The sequence below is a fragment of the Streptomyces sp. TG1A-8 genome, from assembly GCF_030499535.1.
GTDB lineage: Bacteria > Actinomycetota > Actinomycetes > Streptomycetales > Streptomycetaceae > Streptomyces.
In genome coordinates this window covers 70950-95695 of sequence record NZ_JASTLB010000001.1, presented here as the reverse complement: position 1 = coordinate 95695, position 24746 = coordinate 70950, and the positions used below count along the sequence as shown (strand labels likewise).

Genomic DNA, 24746 nt, shown 5'->3' with positions numbered 1-24746 from the left:
CACCCGCGGCTGGGCGCGAAGGGACGGCCCGGACGCGTCCTGCGACAGGTCATCGCCGTGGTGGGAACTTCTGCCGCCGGAGCTCGGTTTCGGTTCCGGGTTGACGTGCTGGCGCCGCATGGCCGAGTGGACCGAGGCTGGTGTGTGGCCTCGACCGCACGAGGTTCTCACAGCCAGGCTGCGGAGCGCCAACGTGCTCACCGACGCCACTGGAGTTCCCTTTGCCGCCACACCGACGGGCGGCAACCGCAACGACGGTTCGGCGGGCCCTTCTGCCGGTTGCGGTGCTCTTGGAGCACCGCAACCGCTTCCGTAGGCTGCCTTCGGTGTTGGTGGCCGAGGGGCTGACGACCAGGGGGCAGTCCGTTCGCGCCCAGCAGGAAGTGCATCCTGAAACCCGGCTCGCCCCGCCCCATGAACAGCCCAACGAACACCTCACCGGGTGGCACGCGGTCGAAGGGCTGCCGTGGTCACCCTCCCGACCGCACGTCATGGATCTGTGCCTTCGGCCCTGGCCGGACGCACGACGCGATCGCCGCACCCCACCAAGGCATCGCCGTCTCCCGGCCTCGGTCGGCGGTACGGCTCGGGAGACCGCCGGCTCAGAGGGACACCGGCGTCTCGGCCTTCGTGAGTGCAACCGCGTCGAGCCGCATCGTGGCCGGTGCGGGCCGCCGTCCGGGAACCAGGTGCAGGCGCTGGACACCGGGGGTGCCGTCCGCAGCCTCGGTCAGTGCCTCGTGGCATTCGCAGGGCTGGTCTTCGAAGCCGGCGAACCGGTACGCGATCTCCATCATGCGGTTTCGGGCGGTGGCCCGGAAGTCGGCGATCAGGTGTACGCCGGACGCGGCGGCCTGATCGACGAGCCAGTTGAGGATGGCCGCGCCGGCGCCGAAGGACACCACCCGGCACGAGGTCGCCAGCAGCTTCAGATGCCATGCCACGGCCGTTCGGTGCAGCAGCACCAGACCCACCGCGCCGTGCGGTCCGAACCGGTCGCCCATGGTGACGACCAGTACCTCGTGCTCGAGGTCGGCCATCAGCCGGCGCAGCGAGGCGTCGTCGTAGTGCACGCCCGTCGCGTTCATCTGGCTCGTGCGCAGCGTCAGTTCCTCGACGCGGGTCAGCTCGTCCTCGGTCGCCCTGTCGATCGACATCCACAGGTCGAGCGAGCGTAGGAAGTCGTCGTCCGGTCCCTTGTACGCCTCGCGCTCGGCGTCCCGGCGGAAACCGGCCTGGTACATCTCACGACGCCGTCGCGAGTCCACGGTGGCGGAGACCGGGCTGAACTCGGGCAGGTCCAGCAGGGCTGACAACTGCTCGGCGTCGTAGCAGCGCACCTCCGGCAGGTGGTACGACACCTCCGCACGCTCGGCCGGCGTGTCGTCGACGAACGCCATGGTGCCGTGGGCGAAGTTGAGCCGTTCGGCGATGGACCGGACCGATTCGGACTTCGGTCCCCAGCCGATGTGCGGGAGGACGAAGTACTCGGCCACGCCCAGTCGCTCCAGCCGCTCCCATGCGAGGTCGTGGTCGTTCTTGCTGCACACCGCCTGCAAGATGCCGCGGCGGTCCAGCTCGGTGATCACATGTTTGGCTTCGTCCGTGATCCGGACGTCGTCGCCGTCCAGCAGGGTGCCCTGCCACAGTGTGTTGTCGAGATCCCAGACGAGGCACTTCACCGTCGTCGGCCGCTCAGTCATTCGCCAGCTCCTCTACGAGTCCGACAGCACGTGCTCGGCCAGCATCACCTGGCACAGCTCGCTGCTGCCCTCGATGATTTCCATCAGCTTGGCGTCCCGGTAAGCGCGGGCGACCAGGCTGCTGTTGTCCGCGCCGGCCGATGCCATGACCTGGACCGCCGCGGCGGCACCCTGCGCGGCCTGCGTGGCACTCACATGCTTGGCCAGGACGGTGGCGGTGACCGCGTCCGGGGCGTTCTCGTCCCAGCGGACGCTCGCGTGCTCACACGCCCGTGTGGCGATCTGCTCGGAAACCAGCAGCTCCGCGAGGTGCCGGCCGACCAGCTGGTGCTCACCGAGCGGCTTGCCGAACTGGCGGCGGGTCCGGGCGTGGGCGCCGGCCGCGGCCAGGCAGCCGCGGAGAATGCCGGCGCACCCCCAGGCGACGGACATCCGGCCGTACGCCAGGACGAGGGTGACCAGCATCGAGAGCGGCATCCCTGCGCCGCCCAGCAACCGGGTGGCCGGTACCCGGACCTCGTCCAGCCGAATGGTGGAGTGTCCGGCGGCCCGGCAGCCCAGCGGATCGGGTACCCGCTCGATGGTGACACCGAGGGTGTCCGCGGGAACCACAACGGCCGCCCCGCCCTCCGCGTACCGCCCGAAGATCACCAGTTCGTCGGCGTAGTGGGCGGCGGTGATCCACACCTTGGTGCCGTTCACCACCACGTCGTCCCCGTCGGGCCGGATGGTGGTGCTCATGGCGGAGATGTCGCTTCCGGCCTCCGCCTCACTGAAGCCGACAGCCGCCAGTCGGCCTCCGACCAGCTCGCCCAGGAGGCCGGTGCGCTGCTCGGCGTCACCAAGCCGCTGAACGGCCCAGGCGGCCATGCCCTGCGAGGTCATCACGCTCCGCAGGGAGCTGCACAGGCTCCCGACGTGTGCGGTGAACTCGCCGTTCTGGGCGCTGCTGAGGCCGAGACCGCCGTACTCCTCGGGAACCTGGGCGCAGAGCAGACCGCGCGCGGACATCCTCCGCAGCAGCTCGTGCGGGATCAGCCCAGTGCGATCCCAGTGGCCTGCCTGGTCACTCACCAGTTCGGTGACCTCGGCGGCGAGCTGGTCAGGCACTGGCATTCCCGCCCAGCCGCGTCACGAGCCCGACCATGGAGTCGACCGTGCGGAAGTTCTCCAGGCGCATGTCGGCGCCGCCGATGGAGATGCCGAACGTCTTCTCCAGGTGGACCACCAGCTCCATGGCGAAGAGCGAGGAGAGCCCGCCGGTCGCGAAGATATCGGCACCGGGATCCCAGCTCGTCTTGGTCTTGGCCTCGACGAAGGTCAAGATGGCCGCCTGGACGTCCGTGGGCTGGTCGGTGGGAACGGTCATGGTGTGCTCTCCTCGTACTCGTAGAAACCCTGGCCGGTTTTCCGGCCGTGGTGGCCGTCGGCGACCTTCTGCAGCAGAAGATCGCAGGGGCGACAGCCCTCATCGCCGGTGCGTTTGAGCAGCACCCAGAGGGAGTCGACAAGGTTGTCGATGCCGATCAGGTCCGCCGTGCGCAGCGGTCCGGTGGGGTGACCCAGGCAGCCCTGCATCAGCGCGTCGACGTCCTCGGCGGACGCCGTGCCCTCCTGGACCACCCGGGCTGCGTCATTGATCATCGGGTGCAGCAGACGGCTCGTGACGAAGCCGGGCGCGTCCCGGACCACCACGGGCTTGCGGCCGACCTCGCGGAGCAGGCCGCGTACCGCCTCCAGGGTCGCCTCACCTGTACGCACGCCACGGATGACCTCGGTGGTGCCGATGAGGGCCGGCGGGTTCATGAAGTGGGTGCCGATCAGGTCGGCGGGGTGCCGTACCGCGTCGGCCAGCTCGTCGATCGGGATCGAGGAGGTGTTGGAGACCAGCGCGGTGGCCGGCGGTACGAGCGTGGAGACATCGGCCAGCACCGCGGTCTTCAGGTCGGCGTTCTCGGTGATCGCCTCGATCACCACCCGTGCGCCGCGGACCGCGGAAAGATCGCCGTGAAGGCTCACCTCGCCTTCCTCGCGCCCCGGCGGCAGGACGCCCATCAGCTGGGCCATGCGCAGTTCCCGCCGGATCCTGCCGGGCGCCTGCGCCAGTTTCTCCGGGTCGTTCTCCACCAGCCGTACCGGCAGGCCGTGGCCCGCCAGCAGCGTGGTGATACCCACGCCCATCACGCCGGCACCGAGAACCGCGATCGGCTCGGTCTTCATCGTAATACCTGCCTCCTGGGCGTGGTGCATACTCGGTGGCCGGGTATGCGGGTAGGTTGCGGGAAAGGGGGCGGGGCGCGAGCGGAGACCCCCGGCCACCCGGCTTCGTGAACTGCGGCACCCTAGCCGCCCCGGTTCGGGCCGGGACGGCGGGAAGTGTTCTCAGGCAGACCGCTTGCGGGCGAGAGTGATGCCATCGGCCATCGGCAGCAGGGACACATCGACCCGCTCGTCGTCTCGCAGGAACGTGTTGAACTCGCGGATCGCGACGGTGTCGGCGTCCTGTGCCTCAGGGTCCACCACCCGCCCGAAGAAGAGTGTGTTGTCCACCACCACGAGACCGCCGGGGCGCAACAGCTCCAGTGACTTCTCGTAGTAGTGCAGGTAACTAGCTTTGTCCGCATCGATGAAGACCAGGTCGAAATGGCCCGCACCGTGTTCCCGGCGCAGCGCGTCGAGGGTTTGCCTAGCATCGCCGATGCGCGACTCTATGCGGTCCTCGACGCCCGCTTCCCGCCAGTACTCGGCTGCTATGCCGGGCCACCGGTCTGTGATGTCACACGTCGTCAGACGGCCTTTGTCCGGCAAGGCGCGAGCCATGCAAAGCGTGCTGTAGCCGGTGAAGGTTCCTATCTCCAGGACGTTGGCCGCACCCGTCAGACGCACCAGGAGGGCGAGCAGCTGTCCCTCCTCCGCGGACACCTGCATCGCCGTGCCCGCGGGCAGTTGCGCGGTGAATGCACGTAGACCGGCGAGGATCGGATCTTCTCGCAGTGAGACCCCACGCACGTAGGCGTGCATGGTGTCGGAGACAGCAAGCTGTTCAGCCATCGTGTATTCCCGTCAGCGTGCGTTCATCATGGGGAGCGGACCGGCCCACCGGGTCGCTCGGTCGTCCCGGCTCCGCGTGCAGCGAACGCGAGGTGACTTGCGATCGTTTTACAACACGCTAATGCACAAGAGCGTTGCTCCAAGCGTAACCGCGGATCGGTCCGAAGGTACCCCAGACGTCCGACCGGTGGCGCCGCAGCGGTGCGAGTGGTCCGAATGCGTCCTTCCCCGTCGCAGCTGACCGACGAGGAGCCGGGAGGACCGTCGCCGCTCGTCACGCTGTGGGCGGGCAAGGCAGTGTACGGCGTCACCGGCGCGATACACATGTGATGCGCCCGTATGCCAGAGTCATCGCGCAGGACAAGGTGCGACGTGACGCGAGGAGTTGGATACACGCATGAGGTAATGCTCTGTCCGCGTACACCGCAGCCGACGGTACGCGCAGGCCCGCTTCCCGCATGCGTCACATGTCGGAGAAGCGTGTGACGCTGGCGGTTTCTCCTGTCCATGGGAGAGCTGTCGCCTCGATGTGTGGCGCGTGAGCGGGAGTGCTGAGACGTGCCGCACTGCCATGGCGGACGCCGATCCACCCGACCGGAAGTCTGCCCCACAAGCGCAGACGGCGTACGACGCGGCGCCGGGTGGCCAGGCCGGTACGCGGCGGTACGGTCGCCGACTTCGAGACTCAGTGAAGGGCCAGGAGCTGATGGCTGGTACGCCGGAATCAACGGATGAGAAGGTTCTCACCTACCTCAAACGCCTGACCTCGGATCTGCGTGGTACCAAGGAGAGGCTGCGTACCGCCGAGGCCAGGGAGCACGAGCCGATCGCCATCATCGGCATGGATGGCCTGCCGACTGCCCGGCGGGCACTTCACCCGCTTGGCCGAGATCCGGTTGAGGCCGCGAGCCGGGGGGAACTGAACAAATCGATCCCGGCTGTGGTGGTCTACCGGTCTTTGCCCCGAGTTACGGGACGGGCGCTGTCACGTTGTTGGGTGTGTGGGTCTCCGATGGCGTGTCGGGGCATGGTGGGCCCTGTGCTCAGTCCATGGTGGAAAGACCGGCGGTGCCTGTGACCTGCTGCCAGATGGCGAAGCGGATGCTCATTTCGGCTCGGTAGTCGGGGGCGGCCATCAGGTGGCGGCGGGGCCGGAAGTGCGGTGGGATACCGCTGAACGCGGACGGGAACCGCTGCGCCCCTCCAGCGGAGCGCCAAGCCCTTCATCGCACGTTCACGCTGCCTGGTGGGCTGGTGGCTGTTCTCCGCCCGGTTGTTCAGCCCCTTGTGCGAGCGGTGCTCGACCGAGGGCATGACCTCGCGGTGAGCGGCGCCGTAGGAGCGGAGCTTGTCCGTGACGACCACCCGCGGCACCGTACGGGTCCTCTTCACCAGACGACGGAAGAATCGCCTGGCCGCGGTCTTGTCCCGCCGGTTCTGCACCAGGATGTCCAGCACCATGCCGTCCTGGTCGACAGCCCGCCAGAGGTACTTCCGCTCACGGTTGATCGTGATGAAGACCTCGTCCAGGTGCCACTTGTCACCAGGCCGGGGCTGGGCGACGCGCTCCCCACGGACGATCCCCCTCCACCATGATCAACCCGAAGATCATCCCACCCGCTCAGCCAACGTGACAGCACCCAATCGGTCGATCCCGGAAAACGGCCACTGCGGGGCGCAGGCCTGCGGCTTCGTGACCGATGGTCTGTTTGCCGTCACCACTACTTTCCGTCACCACCGAATGTGAGACAGGGCCGCTCGTTTGACAGACCCGCCTCGGGCCAAAGACCTCGTCGAACGAATGGGCTTGGTGGCTGCTGACGAGGTGGTAGGCGCCGCTTCGGTGTCGCATGGCGTGAATTGTGTAGTGGAGTCTTCTGCGGGCGTGAGCACCCTCATGTCGCCCAGGACGTAGTGCAGCGGTGCAGGGGCGCGGGTGTGACGGTGAAGAGCAGGCCAACGTCTCACGGTGGCGGTGCTGATCGCGTAGCGGTGGCTGTGGGCACTCGGCATGCGGTCCTTGACGTCGATGGTGACGAGTTCGGCGCCGCGAGCGGCGATGAGGTCGGGGGAACTGCCGAAGAGCGGAGTTGGTGCGGCGCAGCGCGTCTTGAACGGGCGTGGGGCAAGTGCCCTGTCCGCAGGGGGTGCACGGTCCATCCGCGGGCCCGCAGGGCCTGTATGACCCGGTTCTCGTGTCGGTTCCCCGCTTCCTTGCGTTCCGGCCAGTTCGGTACTGCTTCCCTCGGGTAAACCGAAGTCGTGTGAGTGGTGAGAAGTAGAGGCAGTTCGTCCTGCACCTTGTGACGCAAGGACGACCCTGACCAGCGGATCCAGGAAATCCTGCGCTGCCAGGTGTGGGAGCGGTCCGGGCGATTGGAGGACCCGTACCTGGTGATCATCGACACCCAGTCCGTCCGCGTGGCGGCCGGGGCCCCGAAGGAGCCGACGGGGCTGCGGCAGGAGGCTCAGCACCGAGCGCCGGGACCGGTGCCCAGCCGGCCGCCACCGCCAGAGAGGTGACCAGCAGGCCGTCCCGCACCAGCCAGCGTCCCTGCGTGTCGGTGAGCCACGAGGACGGCGGTGCCTGCTCGGGCAGAATCAGGCGGCAGGTGAAGGTGTGCGACTGCGGAGAAACCGTGACCTCCGCCTGCTCGAAGTCGAGCTCGTAGCGGGTTCGCGGGTACCACGCCTTGAAGACGGTCTCCTTGATGCTGAAGAGCAGCCGGTCCCAGCTCACCTCGCCCCTGACCGCCGTTAGGTCGGAGATCCATGCCCGCTCCGCCGGCAGGGAGACGGCTTCCAGGACACCGTCGGGAAGCGGGGCGTTGGGCTCCGCATCGATGCCGACGGCGATCATGTCGACGGCGCATGCGAGCGCCGCGGCCCGGTATCCCTCGCAGTGCGTCATGCTGCCGACCAGGCCTTCCGGCCAGCCCGGTGCCCCCCGGCGGTTCGGCAGCACGGGGGCGGGGGGATAGCCGAGTGCGTGCATTGCGGTACGGGCCAGTGCCCGTACGGTGGTGAACTCGCGGCGGCGCTTCTCCACGGCGGTGGCGACCACGGCGTGCTCCTCGGGGAGGAGGGCGTCTCGTGGAGCGTCCGTGAAGGTGTCATAGGCGATCACGGGCGCGGGGAGCACATCGGCGATCACGACGCCTCCTTCAGCGGGACCCGGCGGAGTCCTGGCGCGCCGGCCGGGCGGCGCCGCCACTCGCGGGGGTAGCCCACCGATACTTCTGTGAATGGCACCCCGTCGTGCCACGTGGTGCGGGGTATGTGCAGGTGACCGTAAACCGCTGCGGTGGCCCGGAAGCGGCGGTGCCAGTCGGCTGTCAGTGTCGTCCCGCACCACTGTGCGAACTCCGGGTGGTAAAGGACCTCGGTGGGATGGCGCAGCAGCGGCCAATGGCTGACGAGGATGGTCGGCAGGCCTGGGTCGCAGGCGGCCAGCCGTCGCTCGGTTTCCGCTGTTCTGGCCCTGCACCAGGCCTCGCGGGTCGGATACGGGTCGGGGTGCAGCAGAAATTCGTCAGTGCAGACGATGCCGGCATCATGCGCCTTGCGCAGAGATTCCTCCTTCGTCGACATACCGGGCATGCGGAACGAGTAGTCGTACAGCACGAACAGTGGAGCGACAATCGCCGGTCCGCCCTCGCCCTTCCACTCAGGATAGGGATCCTCCGGAGTCACCACGTCGATGCTGCGGCAGAATTCGACCAGGTACCGGTAACGCTTTTCCCCCCGCAGTTGCACGGGGTCGCTCGGGTGGGTCCACAACTCGTGGTTGCCCGGAGTCCATATCACCTTGCTGAAACGCCCCGCCAGCTGGGAAAGCGCCCACTCGATGTCCGTGCTGATCTCTGCGACGTCTCCGGCCACGATGAGCCAGTCGTCAGCGGACTGCGGACGAAGTCCTTGCAGGATTCTCCGGTTGTCGGCATGGACGGCGTGCAGATCACTGATGGCGAGCAGTTGGCCGCCGGTCGAGGCAGAGGAGGTATCTGAAGGATGGCTGATCATCGGAACTTCTCTCGTATTGGCTCAGGTCCGGACGCCGGGACGCTGGCACAACGCGTCCTCAGCGCGCGTGGGCTTCCGGAATTACGCCGATCGACCGCCGCAACGCCGCCTGGCCCCGGTCCGCGACCGAATTGGCCGACCGCGCCGTGGCGGTGCGGCAGCTGGGCCGGCTGACATCTCGTGGCGGACGGGTCGCGCGAAAGGGGCACGGTCTGTCCTGACGGCGACCCGGACTTACGTACATGGTGATGAAACCGGACGGCTTCTGCCGCAGGAAGCTGAACGAACCGCGACTGCCGCGACTCGCTCAAAAATGCAAGGACACGAACGTCATGCGCTCAGGCGCATGGCCGCAAGAACGGTCACCATGCCGCCCCGAGAAGCCGCTCAGTCAGCAGAGCGTTGATCTCCTTCTGGTGGTCCGCCAGGTAGAAATGGCCCCCGGAGAACTCGCGGTAGTCGAACGGGCCAGTGGTGTGCGAGCTCCAGAGGCGGGCCTCGTCGGGAGTCACCTGGGGATCCTCGGTTCCCACGAGAACGGTGACGGGACAGCGTACGACGTCACCCTCCGAGCCCCGGTAGGACTCGATCGCCCGGTAGTCGGCACGGATGGCAGGCATGATCATCTGCACCATCTCGTCGTCCTGCAGGAGCTGCTCGTTCGTACCGCTGAGTGCGCGCAACTCGGCCAGGATCCCTTCGTCGGTGCGCAAGTGCACAGCCTCCTGGCGCCGTGTCCCGGGAGCTCTGCGTCCGGACACGAACAGCCGCACCGGGCCGGTGCCGTGGCTCCGCTCCAGCCGCATGGCCACCTCGAACGCGGTGACCGCTCCCATGCTGTGACCGAAGAACGCCATCGGGCGGTCGGCGCACGTGACCAGTGCCGCGTGGATGTGGTCAGCGAGTACGCCGATGTCCTCGACGAATGGTTCGTGACGCCGGTCCTGCCGCCCCGGGTACTGGACCGCGACCACGTCGATCCGCGGTGCCAGGGCCGCGGCGACCGGCATGTAGTAGCTCGCGGCGCCGCCGGCATGAGGGAAGCAGACCAGCTGCACCGCTGCGTCAGGAGCAGGTCGGAACCGGCGCAGCCATGCGCCGGGATCGCTGAGGGGAACGTGAGGGGAGGTGACGGTCACGTCTGTTGGTTCCTTATTCGGCTGGGTGTCAGGTGTGCAGGACCGCGCCACTTCGAACGAGTTGGAAGGCCGACGTCGTGGCGGCGGCAGGACCGGTGAGGCGGAAGGTATGGGAGCGCCTGCATCCGCGGGTAGTGGAACATGAAGAGGTCATGTCCCACCAGTACCGGCCACGGCATCAGTTCTCCGAGAGGCGTCGTCACAGTACTCAAGCGATCCGAGGCGCGTTTTTGCGCAGTGCCATCGACTGTTCCCGGGCGTATGCCTGGGCAAGGTTGGAAAGCAGATATCGTCCGGAGCTGTCCTGTTCGAGAAGGTTGGCGTCCACCAGGCGGTCCAGGGCGTCCTCAGCCTCGATGGAAGAGCATCCGAGCCGCTCGACCAACACAGCGGTGTTCAGGACGCCGGTTTCGAGTGGACCCAGGATCCGTAGGACCAACTTCGCGTGGATGCCATGCCTCGGTGCAGCGCTGAGAGCCTTGTAGCCGGTGTCGAAGCAACTGCGTACCGACAGGTCGCCGACACTCAGTTCGTCCAGCAGCCGGTCGGCTCTCGCCAACCGGTCGGCCATGCCGGCGAGAGGGCGGTACGGACGACTGAGCAGCCTGATGCCGACGATCCGCAGGGCCAGAGGAAGACCACTGCAGAATCGGACGATCTGCCGCGCGGCCGCAAGTTCCGCATCGACACGCGCTCGACCGATGATGGTGGAGAGCAGGCGCAGGGAGCTGTCCTCGACCATGCGTCCGAGAACGAAGGTCCGCGCACCTTCAAGGTCCGCTAGTCGGTTCCGGCTGGTGATGAGTACTCTGCTGCGTGCACCGCCGGGGATGAGCGGGCGTACCTGAGCGGCACTGTGCGCGTCGTCGAGGACGACCAGCAGCTTGCTGTCGGCCACCACCGAGCGGTATACGCCTTCGAGTTCTGCCTCGTCCTGGGGAATAATGGCCTGTGGCACACCGAGGTCGCGCAGAAAGCGAATCAGTAGGTCGGCCGGCCGGACGGGGCGGTCGCTGCTGCCGCCCAGGGAGGCGTAAAGCTGGCCTCGGGTGTACTCCTTGCGGCAGGCGTGCGCCCAGTGCACCGCCAGGGAAGTCTTGCCGACACCGCCGCTGCCGCTGATCACCGTGGTCTTCGCCCGTGGCGGAGCCGTGGGATCGGACAGCACGCTCGCGAGGCCGTCCACGGACAACTGCGGTCCGGTGGACGGGCAGGGGAGGAAGTCGGGAAGCACGGCGGGGAGCTGAGCCGGACGTGGCGGTGACGGGGCGATGCGGGTGACAGGCCCGACTTCCGCCGGTCCTGGCCCTGTGAGCCGTGCGTCCTCCGAGGCCAGGATCTGTTGCTGCATCTGCTGGAGTTCCGTGCCCGGTTCGGTGGCCAGTTCCTCGATCAGCGCGGCCCGGATCTGATGGAACACGTTCAGCGCGTCGGACTGGCGTCCGGAGCGGAACAGCGCCAGCATCAGTTTCGCCGCCAGGCCTTCGTGGAGAGGGTTTTCACGGGTCAGCCGCCACAGCTCGGGAACGAGGTCGGTGTGCCGGCCGAGCTGCATATCCAGGTCCAACCGCCAGCTGAGGGTCTGGAAATACCGCTCTTCGAGGTGCCGTACCTCAATGTCACGCAAGGTGCTCGACTGGACGTCCTGCAGCGGACTCTGCTGCCATATCGACAGCGCGGTGCTCAGTTCCGCTGATGCGCCGGCGAGGTCCCCCGCCATGGCCAGTGCGGACGCGTTCTCGCGATGACTGTCGAACCGGCCGAGGTCGGTCTCCTGATCGTCCACCTCGACCAGGTAACCCGGCGCCCGGGTGACGATCCTCGCGCCGGCCCTCGACCCGAGTGCCTGTCGTAGCCGCATCACGTAAGTACGTATCACCGCCGGGCCACTGCTCGGTGGTGTGTTGTCCCAGACGAAGTCTTCCAGCCGGTCCACTGACACCACCCGATTGGCGTTCAGTAGCAGGGCCGCGAGGATAACCCTTTGCCGCGGCGCAGCCACCGTCACACGGTGTCCGTCGACTTCAACGGTAAGTGACCCAAGCATCCTGAAATACAGCAAGTGTGTTCCCTCGGGGATTCCAACGTCGAGCCAGGACAACCGGACGCGCTTCACAGCCAGCGGGACCGCTTCCTCCCGCCCGCCCGGTTGACCTCTGCTAGTGAAACGTGTCGGAGTGCCAGAAAGTTCATGATGCACACTGGTTCCACCGCTGATGGAGCCTCCCCCTGAGTGGTGCACATGTTGATGCTGGACCCGCTCGATTTGAAGAAAATGTGTTCACCGCCGATGGCGATGAAGGACTACCCGGACGGGCGTTGTCATGCTGTTGGGTTGCGCCTGTTTGATGGTGCGTCGGGGTGTGGTGGACCGCGGCCCTGGGTCTGTGGTCAAGCCGTGGTGGTCCGGCCGGCGGCGCCGGTGATCTGATCCCAGTTCGCGAAGCGGATGGTCGTCTCGGCCCGGTGATCGAGTGTAGTCATCAGGTGGCGGCGGGGCCGGGAGTGAGGTGGGATCCCGCTGAACGCGGACAGGAACCGCTGGGCCCCGCCGGTACCGCGGAACCCCTTCATCGCGCGTTCGCGCTGCCGGGTCGGCTGGTGACTGTTCTCGGCCCGGTTGTTCAGGCCCTTGTGGGCACGGTGCTCGACGCAGGGCATCACCTCCTGGCGGACCGCCCCGCAGGAACGGAGTTTGCCGGTGACCACCACCCTCGGCACCGAACACCTCCTTTTCATCCGGCGGCGGAGGAAACGCCTGGCCGCGGCGGTGCCCCGGCGGTCCCGCAGGAGAACGTCCAGCACCATCCCGCCGGCGTCGACGGCCCGCCACAGGTACTTCCGCTCTCCGCTGACCTTGATGAAGACCTCGCCCAAGTGCCAGGTGCCAGGTGTCACCGGGCCGGGGCCGCCGCAGGCGCAGGCCGCCGGCACAGGCCTGTCCGACCTTCAGACACCAGCGCCGCACGCTCTCGTGGGAGACGACCACACCGCGCTCCAGCATCAGCTCCCCGCCCTCACGGAAACCGAGCGGAAAGCGGACGTACCGCCGCACGCAGCGCGAGATCACCTCGACCGGGTACCAGCGTCCCTGGTACGACGGCGACGTACTGCCCGCGGACGACCCCTCCACCACGACCAACCCGAAGATCACTCCACCCGGTCAGCCAACGTGACAGTGCCCTGGCGGTATCCCTCTCCTCCATGGCGGCCGGGCCCCGTACCACCCTTGCCGGTCGAAAAATTGGGCATTTATAACCTCACTCCCCTCAGTGCCGCAGCGCGAAGTCTATGCATGCCATCAATAACACGCCTAAGCGTTGTCCCGTAACTCGGAGCAGAGGCTGGTAGGTCACCGCAGCCGGATCGACTTATCCGGTTCAGCCCGGGCTCGCGGCCTCAACGGGATCTCGGTCAAGCAGGCCGAACCGGACACCGGCAAGCGGTCCTCGGAGTTGCGGGACAGCCCTTAGTCGGTCTATGCGCGACGATGGGGGGAAATCGATCATCGGAATCGGTGAGTAATTGAATGTGATCCGCGCACTCCCTGTCCAGGCGTGGAGAATCCGCCGGTGAGAGAGTGTAAATGTCTAACTTGACAGTCGGATATTGATCCAGGGATGCGGCCTGATACCTGTTGATGCCGCTGGACTCCATAACTTCACCATCTTGGAGTAATTTTGGATTACAGTGATCTCGAATTGGGCCGGTCGGCCGAGTTCAGGTTACGCGAAGTGGGGCAAGCGTCGACGCTCACCGTGCCCCGATGAGCTACAGGTTTCCGGCTGATCAGCTGCGGGCCCCGGCCGGGCGAGGGCGCTGTCCGGGGTCTGCCCAGCACATCACCGGCAGAGCGCTCACGCTCGGGTAGTTGCTTCCCCCACCAGTACCCGAGGGCGGGCCGATGTCTCGATCGGGGTGCTGACCACACTGCTGTGACCTGCACACTTCAAAATCACCCCTGCGTGAAGTTACCCGGCCGTTCTCCTGGCGAATAAAACTAGATCACCAATCCGCCCGTGGTCCAGCAGGGAGCATCAGTGGTGAAGATTTTCAGCCTGACGACGCATGGCGCGTTTTTCACGGTACGTATGAGGTGCCCAGATGATTTTCTTTGCCATGTAGCAGTACAGTCAATCGAGGCTGATGTCATTGCTCTGGAGACGGCCTCCGCGCTTCAAGGTGTCCAGGATGTCAGTGAATCGCTGGCGTCGGGCTCTGGCCTCGGTTGGCCGAAAGGTTTGGTCGGCGTTGTCACGTTGTCGGGCGGGTGGCGGTCTGGTGGTGTGTCGCGGCATGTGGGCCCGCGGTCCGGGGCTGTAGTCAGGTTGTGGTGGGCTGACCGGCGACGCCGGTGATCTGGTCCCAGATCATGAAATGGTTGGTATCTCGGCTCGGTAGTGCTCTGACCGGGAAGGTTCACCGGGTTGCCGTTCGCGGTGCGGCCTTGCGGGCGGTTGGATGTGACGACATCCAACTTGATGCGTGGAGGTGCGGTGGCAGAGCCGGTCAAGGTCCGCTGGCGGCCGGCTGGACTGCCGGGCTTCGGTCGCGCAGTGGAGGTGACGGCGGCCGTGGCGAGCTCCCCATAGGCGGCCACTTACCGCCCCACTGATGGCCAGGGTTCTCCCCACGTACGGCCAGATATCTCCCCGCTCGCAAGATCCAGATCTCGTTCGGCGAGAGTCGAGCGGGTGAAGAACAGCAGGGAGATCATGGAGATCCTTGAGGCGTACGACCTCACCAGCAGTTACCGTGCCGCGGCAGAGCTGGCCGGGTGCGACCACCACACGGTGGCCCGGTATGTGAAGATGCGGGCCGCCGGCCAGCACCCGGACCGGCGCCGTCACCGGGCCCGGGCGATCGACGGCTATCTGCCGAAGATCGAGGAACTGGTGGTCCGCTCGCAGGGCAAGATCCGCGCGGACGTGGTGCACAAGAGGATCGTCGCGATGGGCTTCACGGGCGGGGAACGCACCACCCGCCGCACCGTGGCCGAGGCAAAGGCCCAGTTCAGGGCCGGTCGGCGGCGGGTTTACCGGCCGTGGGTGACCGAGCCCGGGCTGTGGCTTCAGTACGATTTCGGCGACGGCCCGGTCATCGGCGGGCGCAAGACCACGCTGTGGTGCGCCTGGCTGGCCTGGTCCCGGTTCCGCGTCGTGATCCCGATCTGGGACAAGACGCTGCCGACGATCACCGCGTGTCTGGAGGCCACGTTCCGCCGGATCGGCGGAGTGCCGGCCTACGTGCTCACCGACAACGAAAAGACGGTCACCACCGACCACGTCGCCGGGATCGCGGTCCGCAACCCGGAGATCGTCGAGGTCGCCCGGCACTACGGCACGACGATACGCACCTGTCTGCCGGCGGATCCGGAGACCAAGGGCGGATCCGAGGCGACGGTCCGCATCGCGAAGGCCGACCTGGTGCCGAAGGACGTGAACCTCCGTGAGCACTACAAGACCTTCGGTGAGCTGGAAGCGGCCTGCCGCAGCTTCTGCGATGAGGTCAACTCCCGCACACACAGGGCGAGTCGACGCAAGCCCGCCGAACGCCTGGCGGAAGAACAACAAAGGCTGCACCCGCTGCCGCGCAGCCCGTTCACCGCCGCGTTCGGCACCACCCGGCGGGTCAACTGGGAGTCGACGATCTCGGTCGAGGCGGTGCGTTACTCGGTCCCGCACGAGCTGATCGACACCCGGGTCTGGGCCCGCTTCCACGGTGACGAGCTGATCGTCACCGCGGTCGGCGAGGACGGCTCGGCCCGCGAGGTCGCCCGGCACCGGCGCGGGCAGCCCGGCACCCCGGTCCTGGACGATGCCCACTATCCGCCGCGCGAGAACAAGGAGAGCGACCGCACCCCGAAGGCCACGAGCGCGGAAGAGGCCGCCTTCCTCGCGCTGGGTCCCGGCGCCGCGTCCTGGCTCATCGGGGCCGGCGCGGCCGGTGTCCGCCGCATCAAGGCGAAGATGGCCGAGGCCGTCGCACTGTCAAAGCTGTATTCAGCAGCGGAAGTTGACCGGGCGCTCGGCACCGCCGCGGTCACCGGGCGCTTCGCGGAGAAGGATCTGCTGTCGATCCTCGACTACCAGGCCGTCCACGAGCCGGCCGAGCCGGTCCGCCGCAGCGAGGACCACTCCCTGCGGCCGGGCACCTCCGCCTGGTCCACCTTCGGCATCCCCACCACCATCTCGGATGTCACCGAGTACGACGAAAGCGACCTTGCCTGATGGCCACCCCTCTTCGCACCGTTCCCGGCACCAATGGCGACCCGCTGGCCGAGGCCATCGAGCTGACCCGCCGCCTCAAACTCCCGCACATCCGCAGGTCGTTGACCGACATCATCCCCACTGCCAAGGCCCAGAGGTGGGACCCGGCCGAGGTCGTCCGCGTCCTTCTGGCCGAGGAGGCCGCCGGACGCGACCGGGCGAACCTGCACACCCGCCGCAAGCGGGCCGGGTTCCCCACCGGCAAGACCTTCGGCGACTGGGACGAGGCCAAGCCCTCCATCCCCCGCCCCACCCAGGACGCGTTGAAGACGCTCGAATGGCTCGGCCGCCGGGAGAACTTCTGCATCTGCGGCCCCTCGGGCACGGGCAGGAGGCACTTCACCGAGGCCCTCGGCTAGACCGCCATCGAGGCCGGGCTGACCGTGGCCTGGTTCACCATCGAAGACCTCGGAGCCCTGGTCCGCCGGCACCGCGCGGACGACTCCATCGCCCGGACCCTGGCAAAGATCATCCGCTCCGACCTGATCATCGTCGACGACATCGGGCTCCTGCCCGTCTCCCCAGATGCCGCCGAGGGCTTCTACCGCCTGGTCGACGCCGCCTACGAACGGCGCTCGATCGCCGTCAGCAGCAACCTCCACCCCTCGGGCTTCGACGAGATCATGCCCAAGACGCTCGCCACCGCCACGGTCGACCGGCTCATGCACCACGCCCACATCGTCGTCACCCAGGGTGACAGCTACCGGCTCACCCAGGCCACCAGCGGGCAGGGGGTGAAGCCCTTCAGCTGACCCACACCAACCCGAAGGCGGGGAATTATCTGGCCGCCACCGGGGACGACTCCACGGCCGCCAGCGGGGCGAACTCCTGGCCGCCTACGGGGAGAACCACACGGCCGTTGACAGAAACGGCCTCTGCAGCCTTGTCTCGTCAGTCGGCTTGAAGCTGTTCGGTCCGTGCGCGGGTGGTGGCCAGGTGGTAGGAGTCGGTGCCGGTCTCGATGATCGCGCCGTTGAAGGTCAGACGGTCGACGATGGCCGCGCAGAGCCGGGGATCGGTGAAGGTCTTCGTCCAGCCATCTGGGGCTGGCACTTGTTCCCTCACAAGAGCTGCTGCTGCCACCTGGCCGTATCCCACTCCTGCGGTCCTCGTTGGTTCTCGCGGCAGCACCCCGGTTTTCAAGGTGCTGCCTTGACTGTTCAGGTGCGAGGAAGGTGTGCCGGTGGCCGAGGCGAGACTGCAGGTCATCGCGGGCGGGGCGGTCCCGCAGGAGCGGCTGACGACGGACCCGTGGCGGTTCCAGGCCGCGTGCGTCGATGCGTTCGTCGCCTCGTGGCGGGCTCGTGGGTTCAGCCCGGTGACTATCGACAACGACATCGGCCTGCTGGAGCGGACCCTGTCCGCGTTTGGGCGGCCGGCGTGGGAGGTGACGCCGGAGGACATCGACCGGGTGGTCGGTGACCTTGCGGTGAAGGGCCGGGCGATGTCGACCCGGCGCGAGTATGTGCAGATCTTCAAGGGGTTCCACCGGTTCCTGCAGGCCCGCAAGGCGGCCGAGTTCGAGGCCGCGTTCGGCGTGAGGCTGGTCTGCCGGTCGACGAGTTCAACGCCTCACGCCATGTCGGTGACGACTCGCCAGCCCTGCTGCCGCCGCCGACACCGGAGCGGGTGGCGGAGTTCTTCGACTTCATGAAGCAGCGGATCGCGACCGCGAGGAAGTACGGGCCCGCCGCAAGGGACTATGCGCTGTTTCGGACGCTGTATCACGCCGGGCTCCGCTCGGAGGAGGCATCGCTGCTGGAGAAGCCGGACGTGCACTTCAGCCGCGGCCCGTTCGGCAAGCTCCACGTCCGCTTCGGTAAGGGAGCCCGCACCTCTGGGCCGCGACCGTGCTGGGTGCCCATGCTCGACGGCCTGGACCTGGTGCTGCACTGGTTCCTGGACGACATGCGGCCCAAGTTCCCCGACTCGCCAGTGCTGTTCGCCGACGAGTTTGGTGGCAGCCTGCATCGCGGAACCATCCGCAACCGGCTTCGCTATCTCATGGAGCTCGAAGGACGCCCGAGTGCCGACCGGTTCAGCCCGCATGCCCTGCGGAGGGCCTGCGCGACCCACAACTACGAACGCGGCGTCGACCTGGTGGCCATCCAACAGATGCTGGGGCGCTGGACGGTCAGCTCGACCATGCGCTGTGTCCGGCCCTCCGCGACGTTCATCGAGGACGCCTATCAGCGGGCCGTCGCCGGCACCCTGGCGGAGCTGACCGGGAAGGACACCACGGCATGAAGATCCGATGGCGACTGCGGATGGCCGCCGCCCAGCGCGAGGTGTGGACCGGGACCGAGCTGCGGCGGCTACTGGCCGAGAAGGCCGGCCTGGAGCTGTCCTCCGCCTCGGTGTCCGCGCTGTTCACCAAGGAGCCCTCGCAGGTGAAGATGACCACCCTGGCCGCGTTGTGCACCGCGCTGGAGTGCACCCCCAACGACCTGATCGAGGTCGACACCACCCCCGTCGAGCGACCCGTCGCACCGCCCCGACCCGTCACCGACCTCCCGCAGGCCGCCTCCGCGCGGGGCCGGTCGATGCCGCCCCTGTGACCGGCGGGAACCGAGGTGGGCAAGAAGCAGCGGAGCTGCGTCACCTGCGGGGCCCCGGTCGGCTATCGCGACCGTGAGCACTGCTGCCGGTGCCGGTGCCGGTGCCGGCGTCGGATGCAGGAGCAGGCCGCGAAGGCGGCATGTCCGTCCTGCGGCAAGGATCGCATGCTCCAGCCGAACACCGGCCAGTGCATCACCTGCTCGCGGGTCTGCAACGAGTGCGGCCATCCGGTCCGCGCAGCTCGGAGCAGTCTGTGCCGGGACTGCCGCCGCAAAGCCGAGCGGCTCGCCGCCCAGCGGCCCTGCCCGCGCTGCGGCAAACCGGGCTATCTGCGCGAGGATGAGGTTCCCCCGAGATGCGGGGAATGGTGACAACGGGTCAGATGGGTCTCATGAGAGGAGCCCAGACGATGCCTGCGCCGAGGAAGTACCCGCTGGAGTTGCGAGAGCGTGCGGTGCGGATGTACCGGACTGCTGAGCCGAAGCCCGTGATCCGCCGCATGGCCGAGGAACTCGGTGTGCATCACGAGGCCCTGCGGGGCTGGATCCGGCAGGCCGAGGCCGACGCCGGCGAGCGGGATGACCTGCTCACCACCGAGGAGAGGGAAGAGCTCGCCCAGCTGCGACGCGAGGTGCGGGACCTGCGCCGGGCGAATGAGGTCCTGCGGACGGCCTCGGCTTTTTTCGCCGCGCAGCTCGACCCGACCCGGCCCAGGTAAGAACGCTCCTCGACGAGCACCCGCACCTGGGGGTCGAGCCCGTCCTGCGGGAACTGCACATCCCCTCCTCCACCTACTACCGCTGGCGCCAGGCCGAGAAGGAGCCCTGTGAACGGATCCGCCAGGACACCGAGCTGATCGGACAGATTCGGCAGATCCACCGGGACTCCGGCGGCATCTACGGATCACCCAGGATCCATGCCGTCCTGAAACGCGAGGGTGTCCACGTCGGCCGCAAGCGGGTCGAGCGGCTCATGCGCCAGGCCGGCCTGGCCGGGATCAGCCCGCGGCGGAGCAAGGGCTTCACCCGCCGGGACCCGGACGCCGAAATCGCCCCTGACCTGGTGCAACGTGACTTCACGGCACGCGCACCGAACCGGCTGTGGGTCACCGATCTGACCATGGTCTCCACTCTGGAGGGACCGCTCTGGCTATCGGCGATCCGCGATGCCTTCTCCCGCAGAGTCGTGGCCTGGGAGACCTCTGCCCGCGCGGACGCCGACCTGGTCCTCACCTCCCTGGAGTACGCGCTGGCCAGCCGCGAGGTCGCCCCCGGCGAACTCGTCCACCATGCCGACCACGGCACGCAATATACGTCCATCAAGCTCACAACGCGCCTGGTCAGAGCGGGTATCCAGGCGTCCATGGGCTCAGTCGGCGACTCATACGACAATGCCTTGGCGGAGAACCTGTGGATGCTGGTCAAGACGGAGTGCATCCGCGGCCGCGTCTTCGCGACCAGAGCTGAGGCCAACCTCGCGCTCTTCGAGTACATCGACGGCTTCTACAACCCCCGCCGCATCCAGAAGCGGCTCGGCTACCTCAGCCCCATCGAGTTCGAGGAGAAGCACTACGCCGACCAGGCAGCAGCCGAACAAGTGAACCTGAAACCACGTCAAGCCGCCCTGACCAGCTAGTCAGCCACTCCCGCACAGCGGGGGAACCTCAGGACACCGGATGGTGCGGGTCATGCTCACGCCCGGGTCCGCCGAAGCAGCCGCCGCGAGTCTGCCGCGAGTGCGGCCAGCTGCGACGGCATGCCGGATTGGGGCTGTGCTCGGCCTGCTGGCAACGGCACCCCGACCGCCCCTTCATCCGCGGCGAGTATCTGCGCGACCAGCTCTCCGACCCGCCCGCCTGGCTCGACGACTTCGTCGTCCATGTCGCGGCCCGCTTCTGCGTCGCCCGGGCCTGCGGCCTCGTCACCGACCTGGGCCGGCTTCTGAACGATGGGCACTCCAACTCACCCCAGGTCCTGCTGGAAAGGTCTCGCAGAACTGGCCGGTCGATGGGCTCCTTCGCCCGGGCACTGGAGGACTTCTCCACCCCCCGCGGCCTGGCCCTGCCCACCGACCAGGCCGAACGGCTCGCCGCCGGGCGGCGCCAACGCCGCATCGACGCCCTCCCCGAACCGCTCCGGCCGGCCGTGGCCGCCTTCGACGCCTCCCGCATGCGGGCCCAGGACCGGGCCCGCCGGGCCGGCACCCGCCCCCCGCAGCAACCACACCCTGGAAACCGCCCTGTCCATCCTGCGCGACCTCGCTGCATTCCTCACCGGGCACCGCGGCAAGGACGACTGGGCCCCGGTCGACGTGCACGACATCGAAGCCTTCCTTCGCCACCGTGCCCAAGGCCCGCAAGCGGCGGCTGGTCGTGCTGCGGCAGTTCTTCCGCTTTGCCCGCTCGAAACACATCGTGCTCATCGACCCGGCCCGCACCCTGACGGCGAAGGAACCGAGCGGCTTCCGCGGCCGCACCCTCACCCTCGACCAGCAGCGCGGGTTGTTTCGCCGCTGGACCACCGACGACCTCGTCCACCCGCACGAGGCCCTGCTCGGCATCCTCGCCCTGCTGCACGGTGCCTCCAGCACTGAGGTCCGCATGTTGAAGATCGCTGACGTCGACCCGGCAGCCCAGACAGTCCTGCTCGGCAAGCGGCCTCACCCCGTCCCGCTGGATCCTGCCTCCTGGGCGGTGCTGCAGCGATGTCTAGCCCACCGCGCGGCATGGCCGACGGCCAACCCGCACGTAATGGTCACCAAGGGAACGAAGGCCGGGCGGAGCCCGGCCTCAACTGCCTATCTTTCGCACGTTCTTGACGAATGCGGATACCCGCCCCGCATGATCCGCAGCACCCGCCTCGTCGACCTGGTCAACACCATGGACCCCAAGCTCGTGGCGGCCGCCTTCGGCATGGACCCGCAGGCCACCCTGATCTATCTCACCGACCACGTCGCCCAGGAAGCGCAATTGGCCTCCCGCGCGACAAATCCACTCGCCCGCCCAGATGATCGCCGCTAACGTGCCAGGGTGATGACAGCTGACGACGTACTGTCCATCCTCACCGTGCTGCGGGACGCGGACGTCGACATCTGGATCGGCGGCGGCTGGGGCATCGACGCCCTGGTCGGTGAGCAAACGCGCCACCACCGTGACCTGGACTTGATGCACCGGGAGGACCAGGAACCGGCCGTCGTGGCGGCTCTCGCGGACGCGGGGTTCGTCGAGAACCTCAGCTGGCGTCCTGTGCGGTTTGTCGTCACCGACCCGCTCGGCCGAGAGATCGATCTGCACCCTTTGACCTTTGCCGCAGATGGATCCGCGGTGCAGGCTTCACTCGACCCTGACCGCCCGTTCGTCTATCCCGCCTCGTGCTTCGTCACCGGCACCATCAAGGGGTCCAAAGTCTCCTGCCTGTCGCCTGAGCAGCAGGTCTACTTCCACCAGGACTACGAACCGGCCGATCACGACCGTCACGACATGGCCCAGCTCCGACGAGCATTCGGGATCGCCACCCACTTCTGACCAGTACCGACGGGCACCACCCCGTCGCTTCAAACCCGTGTTGTTTCGGCAGCACCTGGCACGAGTTCGCCGGAACAAGTGCGCTTTGCCGAAGGACTCGTTGGAGGCGATGGCGACGCTGTCTTCTCCTCGCGCTCGGTCAAAACCTGGAACAGCAGTTCGGCGCCGTGGCGGTCGAGTTCCATGTGTCGGGTCGGGGACGAGAGTGGAAGCCCTTGGTCGGGCCGTGGCAGATGAGCCCGGTCGGGGTGGGGATGCCGATGCCGTCGGGGGAGAGGGTGAAGCCGAGCCCGGCGTAGAAGTCCGTCAGCTCCGGCTCGTGCGTGGCGTACAGGACGGCCGCGCCCAGCTTCCCGGCCTGGTGCGAGCGGCCGCCTTCTCCGCTTCGGCCACCAGGGCGCGCGCGACGCCCTGACCGCGCCGCTGCTCGACTACCGCAAGGGAGTCCAGGCAGGCGACCAGACCGGCATGATGTGCAGGGTACTGCGGGCGCCAGTGCCCCCACTGATCAGCCTGAGTCACGACGCCTCCGGTAACTGCGTGACCTTCAGGGCCAGTTCGAGCATGCGCTCCTCCAAGCGGCAGAGGGATCGGGCAGGAGATCACAAACCCGGGGGGCGGTCCGTCGTTGTTACGCAGCGGCGGACTCCTCCATGCGGTCGAAGGGGCTGGGGTAGGCGGCCATCTCTCCAGCCGCCGGATGACGGCACGGGTATCGCTCAGGGCCCAGTGGCCGCCGCGCAGCTTCTGCCAGGTGTAGCTGCCGAAATAGTCGTGCCAGTCGCCGTAGAAGGCGGCGTACTGCTCCATCGCGCACTCCTCCCACTTCTGCGCGTCCATCCAGGCCTGCGCGGCCGCGTGCCGCTGGGGGCCGTAGCCGGGGTGCTTGGTGAAGGCGACCGTGCCCAGGGCCTGATGGTGAAGGTGGAGCTCCCACAGCAGCCGTCCGGTGTCGTAGGCCCGGTTGTAGATCACGATCCGGCGCCCGGCGAGGGCCTCGGTGAGGCGGGGGAGGATCTCGGAGAAGGTGGGCGCGTCCTGCACCATGGCGTCGGTGATGTGGTAAATCGCCGTGGCCTTTGCCGGGGTCGGCTCGCCCGGGTTGAGCAGTACCGTCCCGGACACCGTGGTGACGGCGATCTCCACAATCCGTGACGTCGCGGTCAGGCCGGTGGTCTCGGTGTCCAGGACCGCGTACGCGTCCGGGTTGGCGAGGATCTTCTGTGCCCACGCGATGGTCGGCCCGAGGTCGTCCCATCGGGCGCGGTCGGCCAGCCGCTGCGCCTCCGCGCGCTTGCGTTCGATCTCCTGGTCGCACGGGGTGCAGTGTCAGTCGGCCATGGCCTGCTCGCGCTCGCTCATACCAGGGGCCCGCGGAAGCGCGTAAAACCGGTGAACGGGGCGTCTCATGTCAGATGGTCAGAAGGTGGTTGAACCGGTCGTCATCCCGGCCGTGCCGGCCCGGCCTGAGGAGTACGGCACCGCGACCCGGGCCGCACTCGACCACATCGACCGCCAGGCCGTGCGCACCGTCGCCGACGGCCGCCCGGAGAGCACCCGCCGAAGCTACGCCCAGGACTGGGCGAGCTGGACGAAGTTCTGCGCCGACTCCGGAGTGCCCGTGCTCGCCGTCACCCCGGGCACGCTGGTGATGTTCGTCGAGTGGCTGTGGACCCGGCCCGGCGGGAAGAAGGGAACGTGCACCGCGCCGTCGACCATCGACCGCCGCATCTCCGGCACCGTGGTGACCGCCCGCGCCGAGCACGGCGTGCGGCTGGAGGACGGCGTGCGGCTGGAGGACGGCGTCGCCCGGCTCGCCCACAACCGGCTCAAGCAGTTGGTCAAAGAGATGGAGGCCAGCGGGGAGACCCGCGGCCGGGGCCAGGCCCCGCCGCTGTTGGTCGAGCACCCCGTCCGCATCAGCGCCGCCTGCCCGGACAACCTCAGGGGCATCCGCGACCGCGCCCTGGTGCTCATGCACTTCGTCGTCGCCGGCCGTGAGCACGAACTCGCCTTCAACCGCGTCCGCGACTACGCCGAGACCCCCGGCGGCATCCATGCTGACCTGCGCTTTTCCAAGGTCCGGCCCCGCGTCGCCCCCGTCCCGTACGGCTCCCGGCCCTCGATCTGCCCGGTCCGCGCGTGGCAGGCGTGGAAGGAGGCCGCCTACCTCACCGACCCCGACGGCTGCGCCTGGCGCCGCCTGCACAACCGCTGGCACACCGTCATGGACGGCGGCCTGACGCCGGAGTCCATCGGCGACATTGTCACCCGCGCCGGCGAACGCGCCGGGATCGAGATCCGCTTCACCGGCCACAGCCCCCGCCGCGGACTGGCCACGTCCTCCCGGCTGAAGGGCCACGACCAGATCGTCATCGCCAAACAGGGCGGCTGGGCCGCCCACTCCAAGGTGCTCGCCGGCTACCTCGAAGTCGTCGATCAGGGGGAGGACAACGCCCTGCTCGGCGTGCTGTAGGGC

Annotated in this window: 21 protein-coding genes and 7 pseudogenes; 13 read left to right on the top strand and 15 right to left on the bottom strand. The window is 67.9% G+C overall.

Annotation, left to right across the window (positions count from 1 at the left end; genetic code table 11):
* Positions 1-70 precede the first annotated feature (70 nt).
* A pseudogene (locus QQY24_RS00515) lies at positions 71-190 on the top strand (IS5/IS1182 family transposase); the annotation flags it as partial.
* Positions 191-602: 412 nt separating this feature from the next.
* Here QQY24_RS00515 and QQY24_RS00510 read toward each other — a convergent pair.
* The 5 genes from QQY24_RS00510 to QQY24_RS00490 all read right to left on the bottom strand — a co-directional run bounded on the left by QQY24_RS00510 (position 603) and on the right by QQY24_RS00490 (position 4754).
* On the bottom strand, positions 603-1703 hold the full coding sequence (locus QQY24_RS00510) for an HAD family hydrolase (RefSeq protein WP_301970680.1): 1101 nt from the start codon (positions 1701-1703) through the stop codon (positions 603-605).
* Positions 1704-1715: 12 nt separating this feature from the next.
* On the bottom strand, positions 1716-2819 hold the full coding sequence (locus tag QQY24_RS00505; RefSeq protein ID WP_301970679.1) for an acyl-CoA dehydrogenase family protein: 1104 nt from the start codon (positions 2817-2819) through the stop codon (positions 1716-1718).
* Positions 2806-3072, bottom strand: a complete 267-nt coding sequence (locus tag QQY24_RS00500; RefSeq protein WP_301970678.1) for an acyl carrier protein — start codon at positions 3070-3072, stop codon at positions 2806-2808. Before QQY24_RS00500 ends, QQY24_RS00505 begins: the two co-directional genes overlap by 14 nt.
* Positions 3069-3923, bottom strand: coding sequence for a 3-hydroxyacyl-CoA dehydrogenase family protein (locus tag QQY24_RS00495; protein ID WP_301970677.1), 855 nt, complete (start codon positions 3921-3923; stop codon positions 3069-3071). Before QQY24_RS00495 ends, QQY24_RS00500 begins: the two co-directional genes overlap by 4 nt.
* A 162-nt stretch (positions 3924-4085) precedes the next feature.
* Positions 4086-4754: an O-methyltransferase gene (locus tag QQY24_RS00490; RefSeq protein ID WP_301970676.1), complete on the bottom strand. Its 669-nt coding sequence runs from the start codon at positions 4752-4754 to the stop codon at positions 4086-4088.
* Between the two features lie 571 nt (positions 4755-5325).
* On the opposite strand from QQY24_RS00490, the gene QQY24_RS34620 reads away from it, so the two are divergent.
* Positions 5326-5832, top strand: coding sequence for a polyketide synthase docking domain-containing protein (locus QQY24_RS34620; RefSeq protein ID WP_367657964.1), 507 nt, complete (start codon positions 5326-5328; stop codon positions 5830-5832).
* Here the strand turns inward: QQY24_RS34620 and QQY24_RS00485 are convergent.
* Positions 5798-6296 (bottom strand): annotated as a pseudogene (locus QQY24_RS00485) (IS6 family transposase); the annotation flags it as partial. The gene QQY24_RS34620 and the pseudogene QQY24_RS00485 sit on opposite strands and share 35 nt — an antisense overlap.
* Before the next feature lie 756 nt (positions 6297-7052).
* On the opposite strand from QQY24_RS00485, the pseudogene QQY24_RS00480 reads away from it, so the two are divergent.
* Positions 7053-7211, top strand: a pseudogene (locus tag QQY24_RS00480) (IS5/IS1182 family transposase); the annotation flags it as partial.
* On the opposite strand, the gene QQY24_RS00475 reads toward QQY24_RS00480, so the two are convergent.
* The 5 genes and pseudogenes from QQY24_RS00475 to QQY24_RS00455 all read right to left on the bottom strand — a co-directional run bounded on the left by QQY24_RS00475 (position 7153) and on the right by QQY24_RS00455 (position 13049).
* Positions 7153-7908, bottom strand: a complete 756-nt coding sequence (locus QQY24_RS00475) for a 4'-phosphopantetheinyl transferase (protein WP_301970675.1) — start codon at positions 7906-7908, stop codon at positions 7153-7155. The pseudogene QQY24_RS00480 and the gene QQY24_RS00475 overlap by 59 nt on opposite strands.
* Positions 7905-8777, bottom strand: a complete 873-nt coding sequence (locus tag QQY24_RS00470; protein WP_301970674.1) for a metallophosphoesterase — start codon at positions 8775-8777, stop codon at positions 7905-7907. Before QQY24_RS00470 ends, QQY24_RS00475 begins: the two co-directional genes overlap by 4 nt.
* Positions 8778-9139: 362 nt before the next feature.
* Positions 9140-9916, bottom strand: a complete 777-nt coding sequence (locus QQY24_RS00465; RefSeq protein ID WP_301970673.1) for a thioesterase II family protein — start codon at positions 9914-9916, stop codon at positions 9140-9142.
* Positions 9917-10124: 208 nt separating this feature from the next.
* Complete coding sequence (locus QQY24_RS00460) at positions 10125-11978, bottom strand: BTAD domain-containing putative transcriptional regulator (RefSeq protein ID WP_301970672.1); 1854 nt, start codon at positions 11976-11978, stop codon at positions 10125-10127.
* A 329-nt stretch (positions 11979-12307) separates the two neighbouring features.
* Positions 12308-13049 (bottom strand): annotated as a pseudogene (locus tag QQY24_RS00455) (IS6 family transposase).
* Between the two features lie 1561 nt (positions 13050-14610).
* Here QQY24_RS00455 and istA point away from each other — a divergent pair.
* Entirely contained in the window at positions 14611-16146 is a 1536-nt protein-coding gene (istA, locus tag QQY24_RS00450; RefSeq protein WP_301970671.1) for an IS21 family transposase, read from the top strand.
* Positions 16146-16937 (top strand): annotated as a pseudogene (gene istB, locus QQY24_RS00445) (IS21-like element helper ATPase IstB). Before istA ends, istB begins: the two are co-directional and overlap by 1 nt.
* A 139-nt stretch (positions 16938-17076) precedes the next feature.
* Here istB and QQY24_RS00440 read toward each other — a convergent pair.
* Positions 17077-17223: pseudogene (locus QQY24_RS00440) on the bottom strand (ATP-binding protein); the annotation flags it as partial.
* 139 nt (positions 17224-17362) lie between these two features.
* Here QQY24_RS00440 and QQY24_RS00435 point away from each other — a divergent pair.
* From QQY24_RS00435 to QQY24_RS00415, 5 genes are all read left to right on the top strand, one after another.
* Positions 17363-17839, top strand: coding sequence for a hypothetical protein (locus tag QQY24_RS00435; RefSeq protein WP_301970670.1), 477 nt, complete (start codon positions 17363-17365; stop codon positions 17837-17839).
* Positions 17815-18432, top strand: a complete 618-nt coding sequence (locus QQY24_RS00430; RefSeq protein ID WP_301970669.1) for a site-specific integrase — start codon at positions 17815-17817, stop codon at positions 18430-18432. Before QQY24_RS00435 ends, QQY24_RS00430 begins: the two co-directional genes overlap by 25 nt.
* Positions 18429-18743, top strand: a complete 315-nt coding sequence (locus QQY24_RS00425) for a helix-turn-helix transcriptional regulator (protein ID WP_301970668.1) — start codon at positions 18429-18431, stop codon at positions 18741-18743. Before QQY24_RS00430 ends, QQY24_RS00425 begins: the two co-directional genes overlap by 4 nt.
* Before the next feature lie 410 nt (positions 18744-19153).
* Positions 19154-19462 carry a transposase gene (locus tag QQY24_RS00420; RefSeq protein WP_301970667.1) on the top strand — a complete coding sequence of 103 codons (309 nt, stop codon included), beginning with the start codon at positions 19154-19156 and terminating at the stop codon, positions 19460-19462.
* A gap of 26 nt (positions 19463-19488) precedes the next feature.
* On the top strand, positions 19489-20379 hold the full coding sequence (locus tag QQY24_RS00415) for an IS3 family transposase (RefSeq protein WP_367658030.1): 891 nt from the start codon (positions 19489-19491) through the stop codon (positions 20377-20379).
* 56 nt (positions 20380-20435) lie between these two features.
* On the opposite strand, the gene QQY24_RS00410 is transcribed toward QQY24_RS00415, so the two are convergent.
* Positions 20436-20699 (bottom strand): hypothetical protein, encoded by a 264-nt coding sequence (locus QQY24_RS00410; protein ID WP_301970666.1) that lies wholly within the window; start codon positions 20697-20699, stop codon positions 20436-20438.
* A 386-nt stretch (positions 20700-21085) separates the two neighbouring features.
* On the opposite strand from QQY24_RS00410, the gene QQY24_RS00405 reads away from it, so the two are divergent.
* Both QQY24_RS00405 and QQY24_RS00400 read left to right on the top strand, forming a co-directional pair.
* Positions 21086-21763, top strand: a complete 678-nt coding sequence (locus QQY24_RS00405; RefSeq protein WP_301970665.1) for a hypothetical protein — start codon at positions 21086-21088, stop codon at positions 21761-21763.
* A 12-nt stretch (positions 21764-21775) separates the two neighbouring features.
* Complete coding sequence (locus QQY24_RS00400) at positions 21776-22267, top strand: amino acid transporter (RefSeq protein WP_301970664.1); 492 nt, start codon at positions 21776-21778, stop codon at positions 22265-22267.
* A 90-nt stretch (positions 22268-22357) separates the two neighbouring features.
* Here QQY24_RS00400 and QQY24_RS00395 read toward each other — a convergent pair.
* Positions 22358-22455: pseudogene (locus QQY24_RS00395) on the bottom strand (AAA family ATPase); the annotation flags it as partial.
* A gap of 118 nt (positions 22456-22573) precedes the next feature.
* Complete coding sequence (locus QQY24_RS00390; RefSeq protein ID WP_301976092.1) at positions 22574-23455, bottom strand: exonuclease domain-containing protein; 882 nt, start codon at positions 23453-23455, stop codon at positions 22574-22576.
* Positions 23456-23693: 238 nt separating this feature from the next.
* Here QQY24_RS00390 and QQY24_RS00385 point away from each other — a divergent pair, with 238 nt between their 5' ends.
* Positions 23694-24743 carry an integrase gene (locus QQY24_RS00385; RefSeq protein WP_301970663.1) on the top strand — a complete coding sequence of 350 codons (1050 nt, stop codon included), beginning with the start codon at positions 23694-23696 and terminating at the stop codon, positions 24741-24743.
* The last annotated feature ends 3 nt before the right edge of the window (positions 24744-24746 follow it).

What these genes read in the sequence shown, in the direction of transcription:
- QQY24_RS00510 (WP_301970680.1), bottom strand. Translation starts at nt 1,703, where the DNA reads ATGACTGAGCGGCCGACGACGGTGAAGTGCCTCGTCTGGGATCTCGAC.
- QQY24_RS00505 (WP_301970679.1), bottom strand. Translation starts at nt 2,819, where the DNA reads ATGCCAGTGCCTGACCAGCTCGCCGCCGAGGTCACCGAACTGGTGAGT.
- QQY24_RS00500 (WP_301970678.1), bottom strand. Translation starts at nt 3,072, where the DNA reads ATGACCGTTCCCACCGACCAGCCCACGGACGTCCAGGCGGCCATCTTG.
- QQY24_RS00495 (WP_301970677.1), bottom strand. Translation starts at nt 3,923, where the DNA reads ATGAAGACCGAGCCGATCGCGGTTCTCGGTGCCGGCGTGATGGGCGTG.
- QQY24_RS00490 (WP_301970676.1), bottom strand. Translation starts at nt 4,754, where the DNA reads ATGGCTGAACAGCTTGCTGTCTCCGACACCATGCACGCCTACGTGCGT.
- QQY24_RS34620 (WP_367657964.1), top strand. Translation starts at nt 5,326, where the DNA reads ATGGCGGACGCCGATCCACCCGACCGGAAGTCTGCCCCACAAGCGCAG.
- QQY24_RS00470 (WP_301970674.1), bottom strand. Translation starts at nt 8,777, where the DNA reads ATGATCAGCCATCCTTCAGATACCTCCTCTGCCTCGACCGGCGGCCAA.
- QQY24_RS00425 (WP_301970668.1), top strand. Translation starts at nt 18,429, where the DNA reads ATGAAGATCCGATGGCGACTGCGGATGGCCGCCGCCCAGCGCGAGGTG.
- QQY24_RS00420 (WP_301970667.1), top strand. Translation starts at nt 19,154, where the DNA reads ATGCCTGCGCCGAGGAAGTACCCGCTGGAGTTGCGAGAGCGTGCGGTG.
- QQY24_RS00400 (WP_301970664.1), top strand. Translation starts at nt 21,776, where the DNA reads ATGACAGCTGACGACGTACTGTCCATCCTCACCGTGCTGCGGGACGCG.